This window comes from Mycobacterium sp. MS1601, assembly GCF_001984215.1.
Lineage (GTDB): Bacteria > Actinomycetota > Actinomycetes > Mycobacteriales > Mycobacteriaceae > Mycobacterium.
On sequence record NZ_CP019420.1, the window covers coordinates 1,220,670 to 1,244,639 of the forward strand.

Below are 23,970 nucleotides of genomic sequence, written 5' to 3' on the forward strand. Positions count from 1 at the left end.
CGAGTGCCAACGTCATTCTTAGCACTCGCCTATGCCGAGTGCAAGGTCGATCGGGAGAACATCGGTGCCACACTTTCCCCATGGCTGACGTGCCGCGATCCAGCCCGCCCACCCGGCGGTCACGGCTGCCGTGGGTCGCCGCCGCCACCGCCGTCACCGTCGCCATCCTGGCGGTCGTCATCACCAGGCCGGGCGGCGCCGGGCCAAGGCTGGGCACCGAGACCACGATCAACCTCGGCGGCGCACTCGGTTCACTGACGTTCGCCCCCACGGCCGGCGGGCTCTTCGGCGTCACCGACGCAGCCGTCATGGTGGTGGATCCGACGAGCGACGGACCGCCGCGACGACTGCGGGCGCCGACGAACCCGGTCGACGGATCGGTGGCGGTGGATCCTGTGACCAACACCGCGTGGGTGAGCAACAACGACCGCACCGGCAACCTTCGGAACCGGCGCCTGTCGATCCTGGACATCAGCACCGGGCGATTCGTGGAGACGATGATGCTGCCGCATTCGGTGATCGACATCGCCATCGATGCCGCGGCCCGGCGGGTCTTGGTGATCCACCGGCCCGACGACCAGCAGCATGCAGATGCACTCGCGCCCGCGTGGATCACCGTCATGGACGCCGACTCCCACAACGAGGTCGCCACCGTCGAGGTGCCATTTCCCGCCTACGAGGTGACGATCGCCACCGGCAATGGCCAGGCCGTCGTCACCGGCCGGATGGGCGCCACCCTGTTGTCCACGAATGACCTGACGGTCAACGACGTCGGGATACGACCGCAGTCGAGCCTGACCGTCGCCGCGGTGGACCCGAAATCCGCGACGGCATACGTGCTCTCCTCGGACACTCTCTACACCGTCGACATGGCCGAACACACCGTCGACGAGGCTGCGTCGCCGGCACGGCCCGGCCTCGGACAGTTCGCCGTCGACCCCGAGGGCAGGCTCATCCTGGTGGATGCGGACCGTGTGCTCAAGGTCGTCGACCCGGACTCGCTGGATGTGCTGGCATCACGGCCGGCGCTGAAGACGGATCGGACCCAGCTCGCAGTGGATCCGAAATCGGGCACGATCTTCGTCGCCGACGGCACCGAACTGACGGTCATCGAGCGCCCGTGACCCGCAACCCGTCGACAATCACCTCGGCAGCGCGCTCGGCCACATCGTCTCCGTACAGCTGCGCCGATTTGCACACCAGCATCAGCGCCTTGACCTCCATGACCCCCACGTCACGACGGACCGTGCCGGCATTCTGGGCGGCGGTCAGCAACTCGGCAAGGGTGGCGAGGAAGCCCGCTTCGGCACCCGGCGCCGCCGTCGCGAGGTCGATCCCGTACCCGGCCAGCGCATCGGCCAGGCCGTGATCGGTGGGAAATGTGCGGACCATGACACCCAGGAAGGCGAACAGCGCCTCGCCGGGCCCCTCGGACTCCAGCAGCTCGCGAGCCTGCTCACCGATGCGCCGGATGCGGTCGGAGAACACCGCGCAGAACAGCTCCTCCTTGGTGGGAAAGTGCCGATAGACGGTGCCCGCACCGACCCCGGCCCGCCGGGCGATCTCGTCGATCGGCACCGCCAATCCCTCGGCGGCGAAGGTGTCGTAGGCAACCTCCAGGACGCGTGCGCGGTTACGGGCAGCGTCGGCGCGAAGAGGCCGTGCGTGTTCGCCCACAGCGCACCTCCTTTAAACGGGGCCAGCGTTCCGTATAGTCGAGTCAAGCGGGGCGATGGCCCCGGATAGACCAGGATACTAGGAGTTTGCGACATGACCGACTGGACCACAGCCGACATTCCCGATCAGACCGGCCGCACCGCCGTCATCACCGGCGCCAACACCGGGCTCGGCTTCGAGACCGCCAAGGCCCTGGCCGCCAAGGGTGCGCACGTCGTCATCGCCGTGCGCAACACCGACAAAGGTGTGCAAGCCGCCGACAGGATCTCCGGCGCGGTGTCCGTTCAGGAACTCGACCTGACGTCTCTGGACTCGATCCGCGCCGCTGCCGAACAGCTCAAGGCCGACCACGACACGATCGACCTGCTGATCAACAACGCCGGTGTCATGACCACACCCAAGGGCACCACCAAAGACGGTTTCGAGCTGCAGTTCGGCACCAACCACCTGGGCCATTTCGCACTCACCGGACTACTGCTGGACAAACTCCTCGACGTCGACGGCGCCCGAATCGTGACCGTCAGCAGCAACGGCCACAAGTTGGGCGGCGCCATACACTTCGACGACCTGCAATGGGAACGCTCCTACAACCGAATGGGCGCCTACACCCAGTCGAAGCTGGCCAACCTGCTGTTCACCTATGAACTGCAGCGTCGCCTGGCGCCACGCGGTAAGACCATCGCCGTGGCCGCGCACCCCGGCACCTCCAACACCGAGCTGGCCCGCAACCTGCCGTCGGCCCTGCAGCCGGCCGTGGCCGCCGTCGCCGGCGTGATCGCGCAGAGCGCCGCCGGCGGAGCATTGCCCTCACTGCGGGCGGCCACCGACCCGGGCGTTTTGGGCGGCCAGTACTACGGTCCGGCCAACCTGGCCCAGTGGCGTGGTGCGCCCGTCGTCGTCGCCTCCAGCGCCCAGTCCTACGACCTGGACCTGCAGCGCCGACTGTGGACGATCTCCGAAGAACTCACCAAGGTGACGTTTCCGGTTTAGCGTCGACCAGGTGTCGCTCGTCGTCCCGCCCTACCCGCCCGCCCGCTTTCACGGCGACCCCGAGGTCAGTGCCTGGCTCAAACGCGGAGACGCCGAGCCGGACCACGACTCGTTCGGCCTGGTGCAGTACCGATACCTGGCCAACCAGACCGAGACCGGCGGCGACTACGGCCTGTATCGCGTGGATCTCGCCGCCAAGGCCGGCGGGCCGGGACCACACTTCCACCGCGCGATGTCCGAAGCGTTCTTCGTGCTGTCCGGCACCATCGAGCTCTACGACGGCACCGACTGGAAGACCGGCGGACCGCAGGACTTCCTGTACGTCCCACCGGGCGGCATCCACGGCTTCCGCAACACCGCTGACGAGCCCGCGTCGATCCTGATGCTGTTCGCTCCCGGCGCGCCCCGGGAGCACTATTTCGAAGGTTTGGCCCAGTTGGGTGAGCTGACCGACGACGAGCGCCGCGAGTGGTTCATCCGCAACGATAATTTCTTTGTTGACTAAGACACGCCGAGTGGACTCGCGTCCACGGAACCCCTTGCCCTAGGCTCACTTTCCGTCGGAAGGAGACCCAGGGTGCGGGCTGAAGCAGCGCCCAGCACCCAGTCACTGCGGAGCTGGCAGCGGAAAGCGCTGGTCAAGTACCTGACCACGAAACCGCGTGATTTCCTGGCGGTGGCGACCCCCGGCGCAGGCAAGACCACATTCGCCATCCGCTTGGCGGCCGAACTGCTCAACGAGCGGGTGGTCGAGAAGGTCACCATCGTGGTGCCCACCGAGCACCTCAAGATCCAGTGGGCCCGCTCAGCGGCGACACAGGGCATCGCTCTGGACCCGAAGTTCTCGAACTCCAACTCGCAGACCTCGTCGGAGTACCACGGCGTCGTGGTCACCTACGCCCAGGTGGCCAGCCACCCGTTCCGGCACCGGGTGCGCACCGAGAACTACAAGACACTGGTGATCTTCGACGAGATCCACCACGGCGGTGACGCCAAGAGCTGGGGCGACGCCATCCGAGAGGCCTTCGACGACGCCACCCGGCGGCTGGCCCTGACAGGGACACCGTTCCGCAGCGACGACAGCCCCATCCCGTTTGTCACCTACGAGCCCGACGCCAACGGTCTGATGCGCAGCGTCGCCGACCACACCTACGGCTACTCCGACGCACTCGCCGACGGCGTGGTGCGCCCGGTGGTGTTCATGGCCTACTCAGGAGAGGCCCGCTGGCGAGACAGCGCGGGCGACGAGCACGCCGCCCGCCTCGGTGAACCACTCAGCGCCGAGCAGACCGCCCGCGCCTGGCGCACGGCACTGGATCCGGCCGGACAGTGGATGCCCGCCGTGATCGCCGCCGCCGATGTCCGGCTGCAGCAGAAACGTCAGCACGTGCCCGACGCCGGCGGCATGATCATCGCCTCGGACCAGACCACCGCCCGCGCCTACGGCAAGCTGCTGGAGACCATCACCGGTGAGTCGCCGACCATCGTGCTCTCCGATGACAAGGGCGCCTCGGATCGCATCACCGAGTTCTCCAAAGGCACCAGCCGCTGGATGGTCGCGGTGCGCATGGTGTCCGAGGGCGTGGACGTGCCGCGACTGTCGGTCGGGGTGTACGCCACCAGCGCGTCGACCCCGCTGTTCTTCGCGCAGGCCATCGGCCGGTTCGTGCGGTCACGCCGCGCCGGTGAGACCGCCAGTGTGTTCCTGCCGAGCGTGCCGAACCTGCTGCTGCTGGCCAGCGAGCTCGAAGAGCAGCGCAACCACATCCTCGGCAAGCCGCACCGCGAATCCCAGGGCGACGAGGATCCACTCGACGCCGAACTGGCCAAGCAGAAGAAAGACGAAGCCGGCGACGAGGAGAAGGCGTTCACCTCACTGGGCGCCGACGCCGAACTGGACCAGGTGATCTTCGAGGGGTCGTCGTTCGGCACCGCCACCCCGGCGGGCAGCGACGAGGAAGCCGACTACCTGGGCATCCCTGGGCTACTGGACGTCAGCCAGATGCGCGATCTGCTGAGCAAGCGCCAGGTGGCCCAGCTCGAAAAGCGCACGGCCTCAGGCGAAGCCGCTGTTCCGCGGGCCACCCACGGGCAAATCAGGGACCTGCGCAAGGAACTCAACGCGTTGGTGTCCGCCGCGCATCACCGGCTGAACAAACCGCACGGCTGGATCCACAACGAGTTGCGCCGAATCTGTGGCGGACCGCCCGTCGCGGCGGCCACCACCGATCAGCTCAAGGAGCGCATCGCCGCCGTTCGAGAGCTGGGGTTCGGGCAGACTTCCTAGCGTTGCCGAAGCCTCAGCGGCCTCGAGACTCCGTAATTCGCTAAAGCCCCAGCAGCGTGGGCAGATCCGCCACCGAGTCGATGACGTGATTGGGCTGCATGGCGAATTCGTCTGCAGCCCAACGGTCCAACGTGTCCTGACGGAACTTGCCGGTACGCACCAACACACCGGTCATCCCGACCACCTGCCCGGCCAGCACGTCGTTGTTGAGGTCGTCACCCACCATGAACATCTCGTCGGGTTCCACCCCGAGGCGCGCGGCTGAGGCCAGAAACCCCTCGGGGGCAGGCTTTCCCACCGCAGTCGCCTTGCGACCCGCGCATTCCTCCATACCGGCCAGGTACATGCCGGTGTCGATGCGCAGGCCCTCGGTGGTGGTCCACGACATGCTGCGGTGCATCGCGACAACGGGAACGCCCCTGGCCATCCAGTCGTAGACCCACGACAGCGTCACGTGGTCGTACTCCGGCCCGGCGCCGCCGAGCAGCACCACGTCCGGGGTGTCAGGCATGGGGCCGCCGCGGGTGTCCACCGACGACACCAGCTCGATGCCCGGCATGTCGCCGGCAATGTCACCGCTGTTGACCAGAAAGCACCGCGCATCCGGATACCGGTCGCGCACGAAGTCGGCGGTCAGCACCGCGGCGGTGATCACTTCGTCGGGCGTGACGTCCATCCCGGCGTCGGTCAGCAGGTCGGCGATCTGCACCCGGGTCCTGGTGGTGGTGTTGGTCAGATACGAACGGGCGATCTGATGGTCGGCCAGCGTCCGCAGCGTCTTACTGGCGCCGGGGATCGGTTTCCACGACGTCACCAGCACACCATCGATGTCGAAGAGCACTCCGCCGGTAGCCATGGTGCGACAGTAAACGCACGGGATCACCGCGCAAGTTGTGGGCTCAAATCCTGCGGTCGATCCAGTCACAGTCGGCGACCCAGGGTGACGCGGACGCCGCGACGGCCCAGGCCTGCTCAGCGGGGACATCGATCACCACATACCGTTTGGTGCCCGCGGCCGTGGCCGCCACCAGCGTGGCCACTCCGGCGCGCCGCTGGAAGAAGGACTGCCGCACCGTCCAGCCGATGATGCCCTCGGTGGCGATGCAGTCGCGGCGCCGCTCGATGCTGCCGCTGCGGGCCACCAGCCAGCGGGAGTCCACCCGGTGCCCCAGTGCGCGGGCCCGGTCGGCGGCCAACAACGCGCACAGGCCGGTCACCACCACCAACACCACCCACGTCCAGGCCGGCACACCCACCACCGCGGCGGCCACCGCCGACAGTGCCGGTACCGTCAGTGCCCGGGTCCAGCGCCTGCGGGTGGCCGCCGGACCGTGCCTGCGCAGTTCGGCGCGAACGGGCGCACCGTCTCCCAGCACCGCGGTCAGCACCCCGTCCGCGGTGGCCGCGGGGCACGGCGGCAGCAGAAGCGATGCCTCGCCCGCACCGTTGACGCCGGTCATCACCGCATCCAGGCGGGCGCCGCCGAACACCCGTACCAGCAGCGGCTGACGTAGCGTCCCGCCCCGCAGCCTGCGCATGTCGTAGGTGTGTTCACGCACCCGCAGCAGGCCGTGCTGCAGTGCCAAGGTGTCGGCGCGTCGCCGCAGCACCAGGTTCCCGAAGGTCAGCAGTGACCGACCCACCGACAGCGCCACCGAGGCCACCACGATCACCAACACCACCAACGTCACCGCGGCGGCCGCGCCGAAACTGGCCGCGGCGTCCAGCCCGGATTCCACGAGCTCCGTTCGCTGCAGCGCCGGGCCAAGGCCGGCCTGATAGAGCACACCGACGGCAGCGCCGATCATCACCAGACCCGACATGCTCAGCGGGCTGTAACGCAGCCAGGACGGCTGCCAGCGCGCCAGCACCACGCTGTCGTCGACCTCGGGTGACACCCGGCTCAGAAGGACGCTGCGCATCCACGGCACGTCGGCGGTGGGCACCGCATCGAGTTCAAAAGCCTTGTCACCGTGCGCTTCCTGGCCGGTACTGATGCGCAGTACGGTCAACCCGAGCAGGCGGTGCAGCGGGCGGGCATCGGTGGACACCGAGCGGATCCGGCTGCGCGGCACGGTCAGCACACTGCGATTGAGCAGTCCGGTGCGCAGCTGCACGTCCTCGTCGTCGATGCGGTAGGTGGTGGAAAACCACCGCCCCAACCCGACCGCGACGACAAGGGCCAGACCCAGCAGCGACCACAGCGGGTTGTTGGTCGCCGAGCCCAGCACAATCGCCCCGACCAGCAGCGGCACCTGCCGCAGCACCTCGTGCACCGGATGCACCAGCAGCATCTTGAGGCTCAGGCGGCTCCACTCAGGTGGCATCGGCTTCCCCGATCGCCGCGACCGCGGTCAGGTGTGCCACCACCTGGTCGGCCACCCCGGTGTCCAAAGCGGCGATCTGCACCGCCCCGGCCGACGACGCCGTCGTCACCGTCACGGTGGCCAACCCGAACAACCGGTCCAGCGGCCCGCGTTGGGTGTCCACCGTCTGCACTCGTGAGATGGGCGCGATACGCCGCTCCTGCAGCAGCCAACCGGTGCGGGTGTAGACCGCGGTATCGCTGATCTCCCAGCGGTGTACGCGGTACCGCCACACCGGCACCACACCGATCGACACCGCCGCGCACACCAGGCTGACCGCCGCGGCCGTGATCTGCAGCCAGAGCATCCGATTGTCGAGGGCCAACCAGATCGCCAGACCGATCAGCACCACCGCCCACGGGATCGCGGCGCCCAGCGCCCACACCAGCGGGGCCTTGCTGCTCGGCGGGTTCAGCGGATCACGCATGCCGTCCATGGTGTCGAGCATGCCTGGTCCGTAATGTTCGGTGGCATGAGCAAATGGACCGAAGCAGACGTGCCGGACCAGAGCGGCCGCACCGCCATCGTCACCGGCGCCAACACCGGACTCGGCTTCGAGACCGCCAAGGTATTGGCCGCCCGCGGCGCCAAGGTGGTGATCGCGGTGCGCAACGTCGACAAGGGCAAGGCCGCCGTGGCACAGATCCTCGGTTCCGTCCCGCGGGCCGACATCACCGTCGCGCCGCTGGATCTGGGTTCACTGCAATCGGTTCGGACCGCCGCGGCCGAGCTCAAGGAGTCCCACCCGCGGATCGATCTGCTGATCAACAACGCCGGCGTGATGTACCCGCCCAAGCAGACCACCAGCGACGGCTTCGAGCTGCAGTTCGGCACCAACCACCTGGGCCACTTCGCGCTCACCGGGCTGCTGCTGGAGAACCTGCTGCCGGTCGCGGGTTCGCGGGTGGTGGTGGTGGGCAGCATCGCGCACAACATCCGCGCCGACATCCACTTCGACGATCTGCAGTGGGAACGCAGCTACAACCGGGTGGCCGCCTACGGCCAGTCGAAGCTGGCCAATCTGATGTTCGCCTACGAGCTGCAGCGCCGGCTGGCCACGGCCGGCGCCCCCACCATCGCGGTGGCCGCGCACCCCGGCGTCTCCAACACCGAGTTGATGCGCCATCTGCCCGGCACCTCGCTGCCCATCGTGAATCGGCTGGCCGACCTGGTGACCAACTCTCCCGCCGTCGGCGCACTGGCGACACTGCGGGCTGCCACCGACCCGAATGTCACCGGCGGGCAGTACTACGGACCGGACGGCTTCCGGGAACTCATGGGCCACCCGAAACTGGTCACCTCCAACAAGCTGTCCCACGACGTCGCCGTCCAGGAGCGGTTGTGGTCGGTGTCGGAGGAGCTCACCGGCGTGCGGTACGGAGTCTGATGCGCACTGTCGAGGAGCATCAGCAGGTGGTGGCTGCCCTGCTGAGCCCGCGGGCCGGAGTGCGGCTGCCGCTGGTCGAGGCCGAGGGGCTGGTGCTCAGCGCCGACGTGGTGGCGCCGCTGTCGCTGCCGGTGTTCGACAACTCGGCCATGGACGGCTACGCGGTGTACGCGCCCGACATCGCCGAGGTCCCGGTGACGCTGCCGGTGGCCGCGGACATCCCGGCCGGGCGCACCGATCCGCTGACCCTCACACCGGGCACGGTGCACCGCATCATGACCGGGGCCCCGCTGCCTGCGGGTGCGACGGCTGTGGTTCCCGTCGAGCGCACCGACGGCGGCACGGAGGTGGTGGAGATCCGGGCGTCGGCGCCCGACGGACAGCACATCCGCACCGCAGGCGAGGACGTCACCGCGGGCACCACGGTGTTGCACGCCGGGCAGGTGGTGACGTCGGCGGCCATCGGGCTGGCCGCCGCGCTGGGCATCGCCGAGCTGGAGGTGGTGCCGCGGCAGCGAGTGCTGGTCATGTCGACGGGCACCGAACTGGTGGCGCCCGGGGTGCCGCTGCAGCCGGGGCAGATCTACGAGTCCAACGCGCCGATGCTGGCTGCCGCGGTGCGCGACGCCGGCGCCGTGGCGACCAAAGCGCCGATGTCGTCTGACGATGTCGACGAGTTCCGTGCCGCCCTGTTGGCGGACTTGGCGAACGTGGATCTGATCATCACCACCGGCGGTGTCAGCGCCGGGGCGTATGAAGTGGTCAAGGACGCCCTGGGCGACGGGCAGGTGGAGTTCGCCAAGGTGGCCATGCAGCCGGGGATGCCGCAGGGTGCCGGGTCGGTCGGTTCACAAGGAAGACGAGTTCCGATCGTGACACTGCCGGGCAACCCGGTGAGTGCGCTGGTCTCCTTCGAGGTGTTCGTCCGGCCCGCGTTGCGTGCCGCGATGGGACGCCCAGACGCCGGCCGCCTGCAGCACACCGCCGAACTCACCGAAGCCCTGACGTCGCCGCCGGGCAAGCGCCAGTTCCGTCGCGGCGTGTACGACCCCGCCACCGGTACCGTCACCGGCTACGGACCGCCAGCCTCGCATCACCTGCGGTACCTGGCCTCGGCCAACTGCCTACTGGAGATCCCGGAGGACGTCACCGAGGTCGCGGCGGGCTCACCCGTTCGGGTCTGGGATCTCACCTGATTCGTGTACCTACACTGTCAGCTGTGGCCAGACGCCCTCGCACGTCCGAAGCAACTCATCTCGTAGACCTGGTGCGCTCGACCGTCCCGCCGATGCACCCGGCGGGGCTACCGTTTGTCGGCGTCAGCTTGGCAGTCGCCGCCGTCGGCTACCGCTCGCGGTGGCTGCGCGTCGCGGGCCTCACCGCGGCCGCGGCTCAGGCGGGTTTCTTCCGGCATCCCAAGCGGGTGCCGCCCACCCGGCCGGGTGTGGTGGTGGCTCCGGCCGACGGCCAGGTGTGTCTGATCGAGCACGCGGTGCCGCCACCGGAACTCGGTCTGCCCGACGTGCCGCTGCCGCGGATCAGCATCTTCTTGTCCGTGCTGGACGCCCACGTCCAGCGGGCGCCGATCGGCGGTGAGGTGGTGGCCGTCGAGTACAAGCCGGGTCTGTTCGGCACCGCGGACCTGCCGTCGGCCAGCGCCGACAACGAACGCAACTCGATCGTCATCCGCACCCCCGACGGTGTGCAGATCATCGCCACCCAGATCGCCGGGCTGGTGGCGCGGCGCATCGTCTGCGAGGTGACGGTCGGCGACAAGCTGGCCATCGGCGACACCTACGGCCTGATCCGCTTCGGCTCCCGCCTGGACACCTATCTGCCGGAGGGATCGAACCTGTTGGTCAGCCTGGGCCAGCGGGCCGTCGCCGGTGAAACCGTCCTGGCCGAGCTGCCCTGATGTCCGACCGGAACCGGCAGCGCCCGGCAGCGATGAAGATCCTGCCCAGCGCCACCACCGTGCTTGCCATCTGCGCAGGCCTGACCTCCATCAAGTTCGCCCTCGACGACCGTCCGCACATCGCGCTGGCGCTGATCGGCGCCGCCGCCGTGCTCGACGGAATCGACGGCGGCATCGCCCGCGCCCTCGACGCCCAGTCCCGGATGGGCGCCGAGATCGACTCGCTGGCCGACGCCGTGAACTTCGGCGTCGCGCCTGCGCTGGTGGTGTACGTGACGCTGCTGCCGACCTCGCCGATCGGCTGGATCTTCGCGCTGCTGTACTGCGTCTGCATCGTGTTGCGGCTGGCGAGGTTCAACGCCCTGCTCGACGACGACACCAAGCCTGCCTACACCCGCCAGTACTTCACCGGCATGCCCGCGCCGTGTGGTGCCGTCGGTGTGATCGGGCCGCTGGCGGCGATGCTGCAGTGGGGTCAGGGCTGGTGGACCTCACCGTGGTTCGTCTGCTTCTGGTTCGCCGCCAACGCCACCCTGCTGGTCAGCCGGGTGCCCACCCTGGCGCTGAAGTCCGTGTCGATGCCGCCCAACGCCGCCCCGATCCTGTTGATCGCCATCGCCGCCGCCGCAGCTGCGTTGCTGCTGTTCCCCTACGTGTTGGTGCTGCTGATCATCGTCGGCTACCTGCTGATCATCCCGTTCACCGTGCGTAGTCAGCGTTGGGTGGCGGCGCGCCCCGAGGCATGGGACGCCAAACCCAAGGAACGTCGCGCGCAGCGCCGTGAGATCCGCCGCGGCAAGCAGCCGTACCGCCGCATGCAACGACTCGGTCTGCGCAAGCCGGGCGGCTGACATGGCGCAGCTGACGTTGACGGCCAGGCTCACCACCTCGGCGCTGGATTCGCGTCGCGGGGTGATCCGGCTGCACCCGGAGGCCATCGCCGCGCTGGGCCTGCGTGAATGGGACGCGGTGTCGCTGACCGGGGCGCGGACCACTGCCGCCGTGGTGGGTGTGGCCGGCCCCGGCACACCGGTGGGCACCGCGTTGCTGGACGACGTCACGCTGTCCAACGCCGGCCTGCGCGAGGACAGCTCGGTGGTGGTGGCACCGGTGACGGTGTACGGCGCACGGTCGGTCTCGGTGACCGGCTCGCGGCTGACGTCCGGTTCGATCTCTGCGGCGACGCTGCGGCAAGCGCTGCTGGGCAAGGTGATGACCGTCGGCGACACGGTGTCGCTGCTGCCCCGCGATCTCGGACCGGGCACGTCCACGTCGGAGGCCACCTCGGCGCTGGCCCGCTCGGTGGGCATCACGTGGACCTCGGAGCTGCTGACGGTCAGCGCGGTGGACCCGCCCGGGCCGGTGAGTGTGCAACCCAACTCGGTGGTGAGCTGGAGCGAGGGTGCCGCGCCGGCGCCGCAGCCACCGGCGCAACCGGAGCACCCGAAGGTGAGCTTCGACGACCTCAAGGGTTCCCATGCCCAAGCCAGCAAGCTCACCGAGTGGCTGAAGCTGGCGCTCGACGAGCCGGAACTGCTCGAAACCCTGGGCGCGGCAGCCAATCTCGGGGTTCTGGTGTCCGGGCCCGCCGGCGTCGGCAAGGCCACGCTGGTACGCACCGTGTGTTCGCCGAGACATCTGGTCGAACTCGACGGACCCGAGGTCGGTGCGCTGGCTACCCAGGATCGCTTGAAGGCGGTGTCACAGGCGTGCGCCGACGTGCGCGCCGGCGGCGGGGTGCTGCTGATCACCGACATCGACGCCCTGCTGCCCGCGGCCACCGACCGGCCGCCCGAACCGGTGGCCAGCCTGATCCTCACCGAGCTGCGCACGGCCATCGCCACCCGCGGGGTCGCGTTCGTGGCCACGTCCGCGGTGCCCGACGCCCTCGACTCGCGGCTGCGCGCCCCCGATGTCTGCGACCGCGAGCTCGGGGTGCCGCTGCCCGACGGCGACATCCGTCGTCAGCTGCTGGAGGTGCTGCTGAGGACGGTGCCCACCCGGGACCTGGATATCACCGAGATCGCCGCCCGCACACCGGGATTCGTGGTGGCCGACCTGGCTGCACTGGTCCGCGAGGCGGCCTTGCGCGCAGCGGCGCGAGCCAGCGCCGACAGCGAAGCGCCGGTGCTCAAGCAGGACGACCTCATGGGTGCGCTGACCGTCATCCGGCCACTGTCGCGCTCGGCCACCGAGGAGGTGTCCGTGGGCTCGGTCACCCTGGCCGACGTCGGCGACATGGTGGCCACCAAGCAGGCTCTCACCGAGGCGGTGCTGTGGCCGTTGCAGCACCCGGACACCTTCACCCGACTGGGCGTGGACCCGCCGCGGGGTGTGCTGCTCTACGGCCCGCCGGGGTGCGGCAAGACCTTCGTGGTGCGGGCATTGGCGTCCACCGGCAGGCTTTCCGTGCATGCCGTCAAGGGTGCCGAGCTGATGGACAAGTGGGTAGGCTCATCGGAGAAATCTGTTCGCGAATTGTTCAGGCGAGCAAGGGATTCCGCGCCGTCGCTGGTTTTCCTGGATGAGATCGATGCGCTGGCCCCCCGCCGGGGACAGAGCCACGACTCCGGAGTCACCGACCGCGTGGTGGCCGCCCTGCTGACCGAACTCGACGGAATCGACCCGCTGCGGGACGTGGTGGTGCTGGGCGCCACCAACCGGCCGGACCTGATCGACCCCGCCCTGCTGCGGCCGGGTCGACTGGAGAAGCTGGTGTTCGTCGAACCGCCGGACGCCGACGCGCGCCGCGACATCCTGCGCACCGCCGGCAAGTCAGTGCCGTTGAGCGCCGATGTGGACCTCGATGCGCTGGCCGGTGACCTCGAGGGCTACAGCGCGGCCGACTGCGTGGCGCTGCTGCGTGAGGCCGCGCTGACGGCGATGCGGCGCTCCATCGATGCCGCCGATGTGACGATGGCCGATGTCGAGGCGGCGCGGCGGACCGTGCGGCCGTCGTTGGACCCGGATCAGGTGGCGTCGCTGCGGGCGTTCTCCGACAATCGGTGACACCTCCCGGCGGCGCGGCGCAGCCACCGGTGCTGTTCGAATCCGGGGACCGAGCCACTCGCCGCGGCCGGGTCCAGGCGACCGGCACCCTCGACCACCGGATCGTCGTTCGGCCGCAAATTCAAAAACATTGCGACAGGCCCACATTCGCACACATTTGCGACGTCGAGATTTCAACCGTCGGTCAACACCGTAGGATGGGCGTAAAGAAACCACAAAGATCAGAGCCCACCCGTGGGCTGACACCCCGACGTAAGTCGACGTCCGGCATGCCGGACGCCTGAGAAAAACGGAGTGCCATGCTCGCCGTCCTGTTCGCCCATGCCGTGGCTGCCGCGGTGGCGCCGCTGTTGGTGAACCGGTGGGGCCGACGGGCGTTCTACCCCCTGGCGCTGGTCCCGGCCGGCTCGCTGTTCTGGGTTGCCGGCAACTGGCCGTCCAACCAGGCCGACGACCACAAACTGACCATCCACTGGGTCCCCGAACTGTCGATGGACATCGACCTCCGGTTCGACACCCTGGCCGCGATCATGAGCGTGCTGGTGCTGGCCATCGGCGCACTGGTGCTGTTCTACTGCGCCGACTACTTCCACCACCACGACGACCACATCGAGAAGCGGCTGCCCAGCTTCGCCGCCGAGCTGGTCGCCTTCTCCGGCGCCATGTTCGGGCTGGTCACCAGCGACAACCTGCTGCTGCTCTACGTCTTCTGGGAACTGACTTCGGTGCTGTCGTTCCTGCTGGTCGGTCACTACGCCGAACGCGCCACCAGTCGCCGCGCCGCCACCCAGGCACTCATGGTCACCACCGCGGGCGGCCTGGCGATGCTCGTCGGCATCATCATCCTCGGCGAGCTGGGCGGCAGCTACCTGCTCTCCGACCTGATCGCCAACCCGCCCGTCGGCCTGGCCGTCAACGTCGGCATCGTGCTGATCCTGATCGGCGCGCTGTCCAAGTCGGCCATCGTGCCGTTCCACTTCTGGCTCCCGGGCGCCATGGCCGCACCCACCCCGGTCAGCGCCTATCTGCATGCTGCCGCCATGGTCAAAGCCGGTGTCTACCTCGTCGCCCGGATGGCCCCCGGCTTCGCCGACGCCGCACCCTGGCGGCCCATGATCGTCGGCCTCGGCCTCCTGACGATGATCCTGGCCGGCTGGCGCGCCATCCGCGAATACGACCTCAAGCTCATCCTGGCGTTCGGCACCGTCAGCCAGCTCGGGTTCATCTCCATCATGGTCGGCACCGGCGGCGGTGACCTGATGCTGGCCGGCCTGACCATGCTGTGCGCGCACGCCATGTTCAAAGCCGCGCTGTTCATGAGCGTCGGCATCATCGACCACGCCACCGGCACCCGCGACATCCGCAGGCTGGCCTGGCTGGGCAACAAACTGCCGGTGCTGTTGGTGATCGCCGCGGGTGCCACCGCCAGCATGGCCGCCGTCCCGCCGTTCCTCGGTTTCGTGGCCAAGGAAGCGGATTTCGAAACCCTGCTGCACAGCGAGTCCCTCGGCGGGTGGGCGCCCTGGGTGCTCGGCGCCATCGTGGCGGGCTCGGTGTTCACCACCATCTACAGCCTGCGGTTCCTCTACGGCGCGTTCGCCCGCAAAGGCCTGCGTGAACCCAGCACCCGGGTGGCCAACCTGCACCGCCCGCCGGTGACGTTCCTGCTCGCACCCGCGGTGCTCGCGGCCGCCGGGCTGGTGTTCGGCCTGATGCCGAGCATCCTGGAGAAGGCCATCGACCCCTACGCCGAATCCCTGCCCGGCGGCGCCAGCTACCACCTGGCGCTGTGGCACGGCTTCAACCTGCCGCTGCTGCTGTCGGCGATCGTGTTGGCCGCCGGCATCGCCTCGTTCTTCCTGCGCGGCCGGCTGCGCAAGGCTCGTGTCGACTTCCTGCCATTGGGCAACGCCGACCGCGTGTACGACGCCACCATCCGCGGCCTGGACTGGGTGGCCTTCCGGGTCACCGGCACCACGCAGCGCGGCTCCATCCCCGCCACCCAGTCGGTGATCCTGACCACGCTGGTGCTGGTGCCCCTGATCGTGCTGGCACTCGGAGCCCGCGATCGCCCGCAGTTCCAGCTCTGGGACAACCCGCTGACCGCCGTCGTCGGCCTGCTGATCCTGGCCGGGGCCCTCGGCGCCGTCATCATGCGCAACCGCCTGGCCGCGGTACTGCTGGTCGGGCTCACCGGCTACGGCAGTGGCGTCATCTTCGCCTTCCACGGTGCCCCCGACCTGGCGCTGACGCAGTTCCTGGTGGAGACGCTGACGCTGGTGATCTTCGTGCTGGTGCTGCGCACCCTGCCCGCCGAGGCGGAGGCGTCACACATGAAGAGGTTCCGGTGGCCGCGCGCGGTGCTGGCCCTGGCCGTGGGGGCGACGGTCACCCTGCTGACGGTGTTCGCCATGGCCGCCCGATCCACCCGCCCCATCGCCGAACTGCTGCCGGATGCCGCCTACTACCGCGGGCACGGCTCCAACACCGTCAACGTGCTGCTGGTCGACATCCGTGCCTGGGACACCCTGGGTGAGATCTCGGTGCTGTTGGTCGCCGCCACCGGCGTGGCCTCCCTGGTGTTCCGCCACCGCCGCTTCGGCGCCGCGCCCCGCATCCCGCAGACCGCGCAGCCCGCGGGCCAGCCCGACATCGGCGTGGTGATGGCCTACAGCCCGGCGGTCAGCGACACCACCTGGCTGCGTGGCAGCGAATACCGCGACCCGCGCTACCGGTCGCTGGTCCTCGAGGTGGCAACCCGGCTGATCTTCCCGCTGATCATGGTGCTGTCGGTGTACTTCTTCTTCACCGGGCACAACACCCCGGGCGGCGGGTTCGCCGGCGGCCTCACCGCGGGCCTGGCACTGGTGCTGCGTTATCTGGCCGGCGGCCGCTACGAACTCGGCGAGACCCTGCCGCTGGACGCGGGCAAGATCCTGGGCGTCGGCCTGGGCTTCTCCGCGGGCACGGCGGTGGCGTCGATCCTGCTGGGCGCACCCGCGCTGTCGTCGGCCATCATCGAACTGGACGTGCCGGTGCTCGGACACATCAAGTTCGTCACCGCCCTGTTCTTCGATCTCGGCGTTTACCTGATCGTGGTCGGTCTGGTGCTCGACGTGCTGCGCAGCCTCGGTGCCCGCATCGACGTCGAGATGATCGACACCCCCCGGCGAAGGGCGGTGGCCTCCCGATGATCACCTACATAGTCCCGTTGATCCTCATCGGCGGCCTCACCAGTTGCGGGATCTACCTGCTGCTGGAACGCAACCTCACTCGGATGCTGCTGGGTCTGCTGCTCATCGGCAATGCCATCAATCTGCTGATCCTGACCGTCGGCGGCCCCTCGGGTAACCCTCCGGTGCGGGGCCGCACCAGCGGCGACCAGACCGCCACCGCCGATCCGCTGGCCCAGGGCATGATCTTGACCGCGATCGTCATCACCATGGGCATCGCGGCGTTTGTGCTGGCGCTGACGTATCGGTCCTACCGGTTGACCACCGCCGAAGAAGTGGACAACGACCCCGAGGACACCCGCGTCTCGCAGGAGGCCGAAGCCGCCCAGGCCGACGAGGACGCGCTGGAGGGCACCACCGAACAACATCCCGATACCGACGCCCCCGACGAACTGGACGCCTTGCCCGGACACCAGGGGTCACGCTGATGCTGGCCCAGATCCTGATCCCGCTGCCCGTACTGATCCCGCTGCTCGGTGCTGCCGTCACCCTGATCGCCGGCCGCGCTCCCCGCGCCCAGCGCATCATCACGGTGACCGCACTGTCGTCGGTTGTCGCGGTGTGCGCGACACTGCTCTACGTCGTGGACCGTGACGGCACTCAGGCGCTGCAGGTCGGCGGCTGGGGCGAGAGCGAACCCGGGATGGGCCCGCTCGGCATCACGTTGGTGGCCGACCGCCTCTCGGCGCTGATGCTGGTGGTGTCCTCGATCGTGCTGCTGGCGGTGGTCTTCTACGCCATCGGGCAGGGTATCCGTGACGGCGACGAACGCCAGCCGGTGTCGATTTTCCTGCCCACCTATCTGGCGCTGTCCGCCGGTGTGTGCAACGCCTTCCTGGCCGGCGATCTGTTCAACCTGTACGTCGGGTTCGAGGTGCTGCTGACCGCGAGCTTCGTGCTGCTGACCATCGGCGCCAGCAAGGAGCGGGTCCGCGCGGGCATCTCCTACGTGATGGTGTCGATGGTGTCGTCGCTGATCTTCCTGTTCGGCCTGGCCCTGGTGTACGCCGCCACCGGCACGCTGAACATGGCCGAGCTGGCGGTGCGCCTGGCCGACGTCTCCCCCGGCACCCGCAGTGCCCTGTTCGCGGTGCTGCTGGTGGCGTTCGGCATCAAGGCCGCGGTGTTCCCGCTGTCGACGTGGCTGCCGGACTCCTATCCCACCGCACCCGCACCGGTGACGGCGGTGTTCGCCGGCCTGCTCACCAAGGTCGGTGTCTACGCCATCATCCGTGCGCATTCGCTGTTGTTCCCCAGCGGAGGCCTGGACCCGCTGCTGTTGGTGGCCGCGCTGCTGACCATGGTGGTGGGCATTCTGGGTGCCATCGCGCAGAGCGACATCAAACGACTGCTGAGCTTCACCCTGGTCAGCCATATCGGCTACATGGTGTTCGGCATCGCGCTGTCGAGCCAGCTCGGCATGTCCGGCGCCATCTACTACGTGGCCCACCACATCCTCGTGCAGACCACGCTGTTCCTGGTGGTCGGTCTGATCGAACGCCAGGCCGGCGCGTCGAGCCTCAAACGGCTCGGCGGGTTGGCCGCTGCCAGCCCGCTGCTGGCATTCGTGTTCATCGTGCCCGCACTCAATCTGGGTGGCATCCCGCCCTTCTCGGGATTCATCGGCAAGGTCGCGCTGCTGGAAGCCGGTACCGAGGACGGGTCCGTGCTGGCGTACATCCTGGTCGGCGGCGGTGTGGTGACAAGCCTGCTGACGCTGTACGTGGTGGCGCGGGTGTGGACAAAAGCGTTCTGGCGGGCCCGCACCGACGCTCCCGAAGGGGCTTTGTCGGCGGCTGTGCCCGCGGTGCTGCTCGACGACGACGAGGACATCGCCTTCGACGACCGCGACGACGTGGGCCGGATGCCCGCCGGCATGCTGGTGCCCACCATGGCGCTGATCGGGGTGGGCGTCGCGCTGACGGTGGCCGCCGGCCCCATCTTCGCCTACAGCGAGCGGGCCGCCGCCGAGGTGATCAACCGCGACCAGTACATCAGCGCCGTCGTCGGAGGTGGGCGCCCGTGAAACGACCGAGCAGGCGCCTGGTGGCGTTGCGACTCTGGGTGCTGATCTGGCTGACGCTGGTGTGGCTCCTGTTGTGGGGAGACGTCTCGGCAGCCAATGTGCTGTCCGGCCTTGCCGTCGGACTGCTGATCACCCTGTTGTTGCCCATGCCGCGGGTGCCGGTGCAGGGCAGGGTGCATCTGCTGTCGCTGCTGCGGCTGATGGTGTGGGTCGGTTGGAACCTGGTGGTGTCCAGCACCCAGGTGGCCTGGCTGGCCATCCGGCCTGGGCCCGCACCCTTGAACGCGGTGCTGCGTGCCCAGGTGAACGTGAAATCCGATCTGGTGCTCGCGTTGGCGGTCAACATCTCCAACCTCATCCCCGGTTCGATCGTGTTGGAGATCGACCAGGTGCGCCGGTTGATCTACGCCCACGTCATCAATGTCGGATCGGAGAAGGCGGTGGCCCATTTCTACCGCCAGATCGCCGAGACCGAACGACTGCTGATCGCCGCGTTCGAGCGCGACAGCGAATGGCGCCCGGCCACCCGCGAGGAAATCGAGGAGATACAGCAATGACATCCCAGCGCGGAGTGAGGGTGCGAGGAACGAGCACACGAACGGATTGCGCGTGACCACCGTCTGGCTGATCGCCGCGGTGATGCTGGTGGCCGCCGCCGCGGTCACCATGTACCGGTTGTTGGCCGGTCCCAGCACGCTCGACCGCCTGGTGGCCCTGGACACCCTGGTGGCCGTGACCATGTGCTCCATCGGCACCTGGGCGGCGTTCAGTCTCGACACCACGGTCACCTACAGCCTGGCCGCCTTGGCACTGATCAGCTTCGTCGGGTCTGTCAGTGTGGCTCGTTTCCGCGTCCCCGACCGTCCCGAGAAGGCCAAACGATGAACACGTTCGACGTCATCTCCGGCGTGCTGATCCTGGGAGGTTCGGCGCTGGCGCTCACCGCCGCGATCGGCGTGGTGCGCTTCCCCGACACGCTGTCGCGCATGCACGCGGCCAGCAAGCCACAGACGCTCGGGCTGCTGCTGGTGCTGATGGGTGCGGCGCTGCGGCTGCGTGGCCACCCGGACGTCGGCATGATCATCCTGACCGGACTGTTCACCCTCATCACCGCTCCGGTGGTGGCCCAGCGGGTCGGCCAGCTGGCCTACCGTGAGCAGGGGTCCCGCGAGGGCCTTTTCGCCACCGACGAGATGCGCGACGCCAAGTAGGGCTCAGTCCCCCGACAGCTGGAACTCCACCATGGCGGTGACGGTGTCGACGGCTTCCTGCAGCGCTGTCAGCCGATCTGCCGGCGATGCCGCCGCCAGCACCGAGTACTTGTCGGCGGTCCCCATCGGCATCCGGGCCGCCAGCTCGTAGAGGCGTTGTCCCGCAGTCACATCCAGGCCTGTGCCCAGCACGTCGGCCCGGTCCGGCAGGTGCGCGTCACGTGCCATCGCGATGCGTTCGAACAGTCCCCAGATGCGGTCCTCGACCTCGACGATGCTGCTCTGGCTCACCGGCCCGGGTTCGTCGGGCCACGACTGGACCACCGCGCGGGGATACGGATCATCGGACAACCACTCCGTCACCCGGATCCGTTCGGTCAGTGGGCAGCGCAGCCGGTACGTGCCGTCGCCATAGTCCTCGAACGCCGCGATACGTGCCCGCACCCCGATGTCATGGCGGTCGTCGCCGCCACCCACCTCGCGGCCGCGCGAGATCAACACCACCCCGAACGATTTGTCGTCGCGGTCCAAGGTGTCCTGAACCAGCGCGGCGTAGCGCGGCTCGAACACCCGCAGAGGCAGTTCCTCACCGGGCAGCATCGCCGACTCCAGTGGGAACATCGGGGTCGAGCTCACCGGATGCCCTGCCCTTCCAAGACATCGCGCACCGGTGTCGACGGCTCGGCGAAGGTGCACAGGGCGCTGGTCAGCGTGATCCACAGTTCGGGGTTCAGGGTCACCAGTTCGTTCTCTTTACCGATGGCGACGATGACCTGACGTTGGGCGTCCTCGTCCAGATCGATGTACTCGTCACACGTGGTGTCCTCGATCGGAGCCCCCGGCGTCGCGGTCCTGGTGGGCACGCTCGGGACGGTGGGGGCACCAGGCGGGGTCGTCCTGGTGGTGGAGGTGTCGGGAAACTCCGTCGTCGTCAACGGGGACGTGTCAGGGCCGGCCTGGGGGCTGCCGTCGACGGTGGTGCTGCATGCCGCCACGATCACGGCCCCGGCGACCACCAGACCAACCTTCGTGAAGTCCATGGCTGCACCCAGATCCCTAGATGATGAGCTCGTCGACCAACGCATCGACCACCATACGCAGATCGCCGTCGCTCTCCTCGGCCACCCGGCGTTGCCGCTGGTAGGACCCCCCTCGCCGGGGAATGTCGGCCACCCGCGCCAGTTCGTCGGTGCAGTGCAGCGAGCGCGCCACCGGCTGCAGGCGGTCCAGCAGGTCATCGAGGTCCTCGGTGACCAGCCGCTCGTTGCTCTCGGCGTCCTGGATGATGATGGCGTCCAGGCCGTAGCGTGCCGCGCGCCACTTGTTCTCCTGCACGTGCCACGGCGGCATGACCGGCAGCGCCTCGCCGGCATCGAGGCGACGGTCCAGGTCCACCACCAGACAGTGCGTCAGCGCCACCAGCGCACTGAGCTCCTCGAGGTTGGACACCCCGTCGAAGATGCGGATCTCGACAGTCCCCAGATGCGGTGACGGCCGGATGTCCCAGCGCACCTCGTTGATGTGGTCGATGATGCCGGTCTTCTTCTGGTCGTGCACAAAGCGTTCGAACTCACGCCACGACTGGAACTGGAAGGGCAGGCCCGCGGTGGGCAGCTGCTGGAACATCATCGCGCGGTTGCTGGCGTAGCCGGTGTCCTCACCCTCCCACCATGGCGACGACGCCGACAGCGCCAGCAGGTGCGGGTAGTAGTTGAGCAGTGAGCTGATGATCGGCATCACCTTGTGCGCCGAGGACACCCCGACGTGGACATGCACACCCCAGATCAGCATCTGTCGTCCCCACCACTGGGTGCGGTTGATCAGTTCGGCGTAGCGCGGTGCGTCGGTGAGCTTCTGCGCCGACGCCTCGGCGAACGGGTGTGTTCCGGCGCAGAACAATTCCATGCCGCGGTCTCGCACCACCTGCCGCACGGTGTGCAACGTCGTGGCGAGGTCTTCCATCGCCTGCCCGGAGTTGAAGCAGATTCCGGTGACGATCTCGACGGTGTTGCGCAGCAATTCCTTGTGCACGTGCGGGTTCTCACCCAGCTCGGCGATCACCCCGGCGGCCTCGTTGGACAGATCGCGGGTCACCGCGTCGACTAGCGCGAACTCCCACTCGACTCCGACGGTAGGCCGGTAGGAGCCGGCGAAATCGATATGGTCGGCGTTACTCGCCGCCGATAACACCGCAAGCCACCCGGCCACCGGCGTCACCGGTGGACATGGTTGTGGCATCCGGGCCGGGAGTGCCGTTGACCTGGTTGTAGCGCTCCGGAGGGATGTTGGCGAAGTTGTCCGGACCCTCGTGGATCATGATCGACGTGCCCTGACCGGCCAGCAGGTCGTCCTCGGTGAAGGCGTCGGTGGTGGTGACCAGAAGCGCCGAGCCGTCCTCACGCACCTGCAGTGAGCTCAAGTCGCCGCTGGCGGGGTGTCCGCTGTGTCCGGGCGCCTGGAAATGTCCACCGGCGGACAGGAAGTCGCCGGGCGCGCCGCCGGCGGGGGCCACCGAGTCGGCTTCGCACTGGCCGACGGAGTGGATGTGCAGGCCGTGGAAGCCGGGAGACAGGACACCGGTCTCGGTGGTCTCGACCGTGATGGTGGTGTAGCCGGGGCTGAACTCGAATGTGGCGGTTGCCACTTCGGTTCCGTCCGGTGTGTTGATGGGCACCTCGAGCACCGACTCGCTGCCGGTGTTGCCATGACCTTCGGCTCCGCCATGGCCTTCTTCCGACGCCGGCGCCGGTGAGCCGGTCCAGACCGCCGGGGTGGTCCCCGGCTCAGAGGCGATGGGCTCGTACGGGGCGCACGCGGTCAGTCCGACAACGGGAGCGATGACTGCGACGGCGAGCGCGGGCTTCTTCAGAAGTCTGGCGGACATGCGCGCCAGCCTAACGGTTCGGGGTCCGGCCCTGCCTCCCCGGCCTCGTCCCTCGGCCGCGTCCCCTCGCTTCGCTGGGGGTGCCCCCAACCCGGCCTAGCCTGCCACCACGACCACGATCAGCCCGGGTGGTTGCTCGGCGACCTCCGGAATACGGGGTTCGACAGGGGCTTCCAGCAGCCGTCCGAGTTCTTCGGCCGCTTCCTGTTCCCCTTCACCGAAGTAGACCGTGGTGACGGGAACGTTCGGCAGCACCAGGTTGCCCACTTCGGTGACATTCCAGTTGTCGTCGCGCACCCGGGTGGCGATGTCCTCTGCCGCACCGGGGACCTCGGAGATGTTGAACACCCGGACCTCGGGGCGAGGCGCGGGCTCCTCGGTCTCCGACGTCGGAGGCGGCGTTGTCGTGGTGGTGACCGTCGGCCCCGTCGAGGTGTCCTCGTCGCCACCCGAGCCGAGAGCCTGGAAGCCCACCAGCAGGAAGACAATGCCGAGGAACAACAGCACCATCACGATGGCGCGCAGTGGCAGCCCGGAGGAGTCAGGTACGCGCTCGTTCATCGCGCCCACCCTAACTCAGGTGATGTCGAAGCCCAGTTTCCGAGCCGCGCGCGCCTTCTGGCGGGTTGCGCGCAGCCTGCGCAGACGCTTGACCAGCATGGGATCGGCGGCCAGCGCCTCGGGACGTTCGACAAGTGCGTTGAGGACCTGGTAGTAGCGGGTAGCCGACATCGAAAAGAGCTCTTTGATCGCCTCTTCTTTGGACCCCGCGTACTTCCACCACTGGCGTTCGAATCCCAGGATGTCGTGTTCACGACGGGTCAGCCCATCGGTGAGCTCAGCGTCGTCCCCCGACCGCTCAGCCCTTGCCATGGCGCCTTCCATATCGCTCCCCTGGCCGTCTCCGGCAACTAAATGACACCACTGTTGTTCTGCGCGAGTATTCAACCACGCCCACGTCATTTGGGAGGGCACCCTGGCCCGC

At 68.5% G+C, this 23,970-nt stretch carries 25 protein-coding genes; 15 read left to right on the plus strand and 10 right to left on the minus strand.

Annotated elements, in window-relative coordinates:
- The first annotated feature begins 80 nt into the window (after positions 1-80).
- The gene (locus tag BVC93_RS05905; RefSeq protein ID WP_083736353.1) at positions 81-1,124 is read left to right on the plus strand and encodes a hypothetical protein; all 1,044 of its coding nucleotides are present in this window, start codon (positions 81-83) and stop codon (positions 1,122-1,124) included.
- Here BVC93_RS05905 and BVC93_RS05910 read toward each other — a convergent pair.
- Positions 1,108-1,677, minus strand: coding sequence for a TetR/AcrR family transcriptional regulator (locus tag BVC93_RS05910; RefSeq protein WP_083736354.1), 570 nt, complete (start codon positions 1,675-1,677; stop codon positions 1,108-1,110). The genes BVC93_RS05905 and BVC93_RS05910 overlap by 17 nt on opposite strands.
- 93 nt (positions 1,678-1,770) lie before the next feature.
- Between BVC93_RS05910 and BVC93_RS05915 the strand changes: the two genes are divergently transcribed.
- From BVC93_RS05915 to BVC93_RS05925, 3 genes are all read left to right on the plus strand, one after another.
- Positions 1,771-2,667 (plus strand): SDR family NAD(P)-dependent oxidoreductase, encoded by an 897-nt coding sequence (locus tag BVC93_RS05915; RefSeq protein ID WP_083736355.1) that lies wholly within the window; start codon positions 1,771-1,773, stop codon positions 2,665-2,667.
- Between the two features lie 10 nt (positions 2,668-2,677).
- On the plus strand, positions 2,678-3,172 hold the full coding sequence (locus BVC93_RS05920; RefSeq protein ID WP_083736356.1) for a cupin domain-containing protein: 495 nt from the start codon (positions 2,678-2,680) through the stop codon (positions 3,170-3,172).
- A 72-nt stretch (positions 3,173-3,244) separates the two neighbouring features.
- Positions 3,245-4,954: a DEAD/DEAH box helicase gene (locus BVC93_RS05925; protein WP_083736357.1), complete on the plus strand. Its 1,710-nt coding sequence runs from the start codon at positions 3,245-3,247 to the stop codon at positions 4,952-4,954.
- A gap of 40 nt (positions 4,955-4,994) precedes the next feature.
- Here BVC93_RS05925 and BVC93_RS05930 read toward each other — a convergent pair whose 3' ends face one another.
- The 3 genes from BVC93_RS05930 to BVC93_RS05940 are packed head-to-tail and all read right to left on the minus strand — an operon-like array spanning position 4,995 to position 7,768.
- On the minus strand, positions 4,995-5,810 hold the full coding sequence (locus BVC93_RS05930; protein WP_083736358.1) for an HAD-IIA family hydrolase: 816 nt from the start codon (positions 5,808-5,810) through the stop codon (positions 4,995-4,997).
- A gap of 43 nt (positions 5,811-5,853) precedes the next feature.
- Positions 5,854-7,281, minus strand: coding sequence for a PH domain-containing protein (locus tag BVC93_RS05935; protein ID WP_083736359.1), 1,428 nt, complete (start codon positions 7,279-7,281; stop codon positions 5,854-5,856).
- On the minus strand, positions 7,271-7,768 hold the full coding sequence (locus BVC93_RS05940; RefSeq protein ID WP_236950260.1) for a PH domain-containing protein: 498 nt from the start codon (positions 7,766-7,768) through the stop codon (positions 7,271-7,273). Before BVC93_RS05940 ends, BVC93_RS05935 begins: the two co-directional genes overlap by 11 nt.
- Positions 7,769-7,792: 24 nt before the next feature.
- On the opposite strand from BVC93_RS05940, the gene BVC93_RS05945 reads away from it, so the two are divergent.
- The 11 genes from BVC93_RS05945 to mnhG all read left to right on the plus strand — a co-directional run bounded on the left by BVC93_RS05945 (position 7,793) and on the right by mnhG (position 20,101).
- Positions 7,793-8,707 (plus strand): SDR family NAD(P)-dependent oxidoreductase, encoded by a 915-nt coding sequence (locus BVC93_RS05945; RefSeq protein WP_083740835.1) that lies wholly within the window; start codon positions 7,793-7,795, stop codon positions 8,705-8,707.
- Positions 8,707-9,903 carry a molybdopterin molybdotransferase MoeA gene (gene moeA / locus BVC93_RS05950; protein WP_083736360.1) on the plus strand — a complete coding sequence of 399 codons (1,197 nt, stop codon included), beginning with the start codon at positions 8,707-8,709 and terminating at the stop codon, positions 9,901-9,903. Before BVC93_RS05945 ends, moeA begins: the two co-directional genes overlap by 1 nt.
- A 23-nt stretch (positions 9,904-9,926) precedes the next feature.
- Positions 9,927-10,622: a phosphatidylserine decarboxylase gene (locus tag BVC93_RS05955; RefSeq protein ID WP_083736361.1), complete on the plus strand. Its 696-nt coding sequence runs from the start codon at positions 9,927-9,929 to the stop codon at positions 10,620-10,622.
- Positions 10,619-11,473, plus strand: coding sequence for a CDP-alcohol phosphatidyltransferase family protein (locus BVC93_RS05960; protein ID WP_442929071.1), 855 nt, complete (start codon positions 10,619-10,621; stop codon positions 11,471-11,473). The genes BVC93_RS05955 and BVC93_RS05960 overlap by 4 nt, the downstream gene beginning before the upstream one ends.
- A gap of 1 nt (position 11,474) precedes the next feature.
- A complete protein-coding gene (locus BVC93_RS05965; RefSeq protein WP_083736363.1) occupies positions 11,475-13,631 on the plus strand; it encodes an AAA family ATPase in 2,157 nt (718 codons plus the stop codon).
- A 299-nt stretch (positions 13,632-13,930) separates the two neighbouring features.
- Positions 13,931-16,825, plus strand: a complete 2,895-nt coding sequence (locus tag BVC93_RS05970; protein ID WP_083736364.1) for a Na+/H+ antiporter subunit A — start codon at positions 13,931-13,933, stop codon at positions 16,823-16,825.
- Positions 16,822-17,292, plus strand: a complete 471-nt coding sequence (locus BVC93_RS05975; RefSeq protein WP_083736365.1) for a Na(+)/H(+) antiporter subunit C — start codon at positions 16,822-16,824, stop codon at positions 17,290-17,292. Before BVC93_RS05970 ends, BVC93_RS05975 begins: the two co-directional genes overlap by 4 nt.
- Positions 17,292-18,890: a Na+/H+ antiporter subunit D gene (locus BVC93_RS05980; protein ID WP_083736366.1), complete on the plus strand. Its 1,599-nt coding sequence runs from the start codon at positions 17,292-17,294 to the stop codon at positions 18,888-18,890. The genes BVC93_RS05975 and BVC93_RS05980 overlap by 1 nt, the downstream gene beginning before the upstream one ends.
- Entirely contained in the window at positions 18,887-19,447 is a 561-nt protein-coding gene (locus BVC93_RS05985; protein ID WP_236950261.1) for a Na+/H+ antiporter subunit E, read from the plus strand. Before BVC93_RS05980 ends, BVC93_RS05985 begins: the two co-directional genes overlap by 4 nt.
- Before the next feature lie 52 nt (positions 19,448-19,499).
- Positions 19,500-19,775: a monovalent cation/H+ antiporter complex subunit F gene (locus BVC93_RS05990; protein WP_083736367.1), complete on the plus strand. Its 276-nt coding sequence runs from the start codon at positions 19,500-19,502 to the stop codon at positions 19,773-19,775.
- The gene (gene mnhG, locus BVC93_RS05995) at positions 19,772-20,101 is read left to right on the plus strand and encodes a monovalent cation/H(+) antiporter subunit G (protein WP_083736368.1); all 330 of its coding nucleotides are present in this window, start codon (positions 19,772-19,774) and stop codon (positions 20,099-20,101) included. Before BVC93_RS05990 ends, mnhG begins: the two co-directional genes overlap by 4 nt.
- A 3-nt stretch (positions 20,102-20,104) precedes the next feature.
- Here mnhG and BVC93_RS06000 read toward each other — a convergent pair whose 3' ends face one another.
- The 6 genes from BVC93_RS06000 to BVC93_RS06025 form a co-directional block, all read right to left on the minus strand.
- Positions 20,105-20,737 carry an LON peptidase substrate-binding domain-containing protein gene (locus tag BVC93_RS06000; RefSeq protein WP_083736369.1) on the minus strand — a complete coding sequence of 211 codons (633 nt, stop codon included), beginning with the start codon at positions 20,735-20,737 and terminating at the stop codon, positions 20,105-20,107.
- Positions 20,734-21,141 (minus strand): hypothetical protein, encoded by a 408-nt coding sequence (locus BVC93_RS06005; protein WP_236950262.1) that lies wholly within the window; start codon positions 21,139-21,141, stop codon positions 20,734-20,736. The genes BVC93_RS06000 and BVC93_RS06005 overlap by 4 nt, the downstream gene beginning before the upstream one ends.
- A gap of 16 nt (positions 21,142-21,157) precedes the next feature.
- Entirely contained in the window at positions 21,158-22,291 is a 1,134-nt protein-coding gene (locus BVC93_RS06010; RefSeq protein WP_236950408.1) for a glutamate--cysteine ligase, read from the minus strand.
- Entirely contained in the window at positions 22,272-22,985 is a 714-nt protein-coding gene (sodC, locus tag BVC93_RS06015) for a superoxide dismutase[Cu-Zn] (protein WP_083736371.1), read from the minus strand. Before sodC ends, BVC93_RS06010 begins: the two co-directional genes overlap by 20 nt.
- A gap of 96 nt (positions 22,986-23,081) precedes the next feature.
- Positions 23,082-23,546: a LytR C-terminal domain-containing protein gene (locus BVC93_RS06020; RefSeq protein WP_083736372.1), complete on the minus strand. Its 465-nt coding sequence runs from the start codon at positions 23,544-23,546 to the stop codon at positions 23,082-23,084.
- A 15-nt stretch (positions 23,547-23,561) separates the two neighbouring features.
- Complete coding sequence (locus BVC93_RS06025) at positions 23,562-23,870, minus strand: DUF3263 domain-containing protein (RefSeq protein WP_083736373.1); 309 nt, start codon at positions 23,868-23,870, stop codon at positions 23,562-23,564.
- Positions 23,871-23,970 lie beyond the last annotated feature (100 nt).

Bases quoted from the DNA above. Each gene is read 5' to 3' on its own strand.
- BVC93_RS05935 (WP_083736359.1), bottom strand. From the start codon at position 7,281: ATGCCACCTGAGTGGAGCCGCCTGAGCCTCAAGATGCTGCTGGTGCAT.
- BVC93_RS05965 (WP_083736363.1), top strand. From the start codon at position 11,475: ATGGCGCAGCTGACGTTGACGGCCAGGCTCACCACCTCGGCGCTGGAT.
- sodC (WP_083736371.1), bottom strand. From the start codon at position 22,985: ATGTCCGCCAGACTTCTGAAGAAGCCCGCGCTCGCCGTCGCAGTCATC.
- BVC93_RS05940 (WP_236950260.1), bottom strand. From the start codon at position 7,768: ATGCTCGACACCATGGACGGCATGCGTGATCCGCTGAACCCGCCGAGC.
- mnhG (WP_083736368.1), top strand. From the start codon at position 19,772: ATGAACACGTTCGACGTCATCTCCGGCGTGCTGATCCTGGGAGGTTCG.
- BVC93_RS06025 (WP_083736373.1), bottom strand. From the start codon at position 23,870: ATGGAAGGCGCCATGGCAAGGGCTGAGCGGTCGGGGGACGACGCTGAG.
- BVC93_RS05945 (WP_083740835.1), top strand. From the start codon at position 7,793: ATGAGCAAATGGACCGAAGCAGACGTGCCGGACCAGAGCGGCCGCACC.
- BVC93_RS05980 (WP_083736366.1), top strand. From the start codon at position 17,292: ATGCTGGCCCAGATCCTGATCCCGCTGCCCGTACTGATCCCGCTGCTC.
- BVC93_RS05975 (WP_083736365.1), top strand. From the start codon at position 16,822: ATGATCACCTACATAGTCCCGTTGATCCTCATCGGCGGCCTCACCAGT.
- BVC93_RS05915 (WP_083736355.1), top strand. From the start codon at position 1,771: ATGACCGACTGGACCACAGCCGACATTCCCGATCAGACCGGCCGCACC.
- BVC93_RS05970 (WP_083736364.1), top strand. From the start codon at position 13,931: ATGCTCGCCGTCCTGTTCGCCCATGCCGTGGCTGCCGCGGTGGCGCCG.
- BVC93_RS06020 (WP_083736372.1), bottom strand. From the start codon at position 23,546: ATGAACGAGCGCGTACCTGACTCCTCCGGGCTGCCACTGCGCGCCATC.
- BVC93_RS06005 (WP_236950262.1), bottom strand. From the start codon at position 21,141: ATGGACTTCACGAAGGTTGGTCTGGTGGTCGCCGGGGCCGTGATCGTG.
- moeA (WP_083736360.1), top strand. From the start codon at position 8,707: ATGCGCACTGTCGAGGAGCATCAGCAGGTGGTGGCTGCCCTGCTGAGC.
- BVC93_RS05905 (WP_083736353.1), top strand. From the start codon at position 81: ATGGCTGACGTGCCGCGATCCAGCCCGCCCACCCGGCGGTCACGGCTG.
- BVC93_RS05930 (WP_083736358.1), bottom strand. From the start codon at position 5,810: ATGGCTACCGGCGGAGTGCTCTTCGACATCGATGGTGTGCTGGTGACG.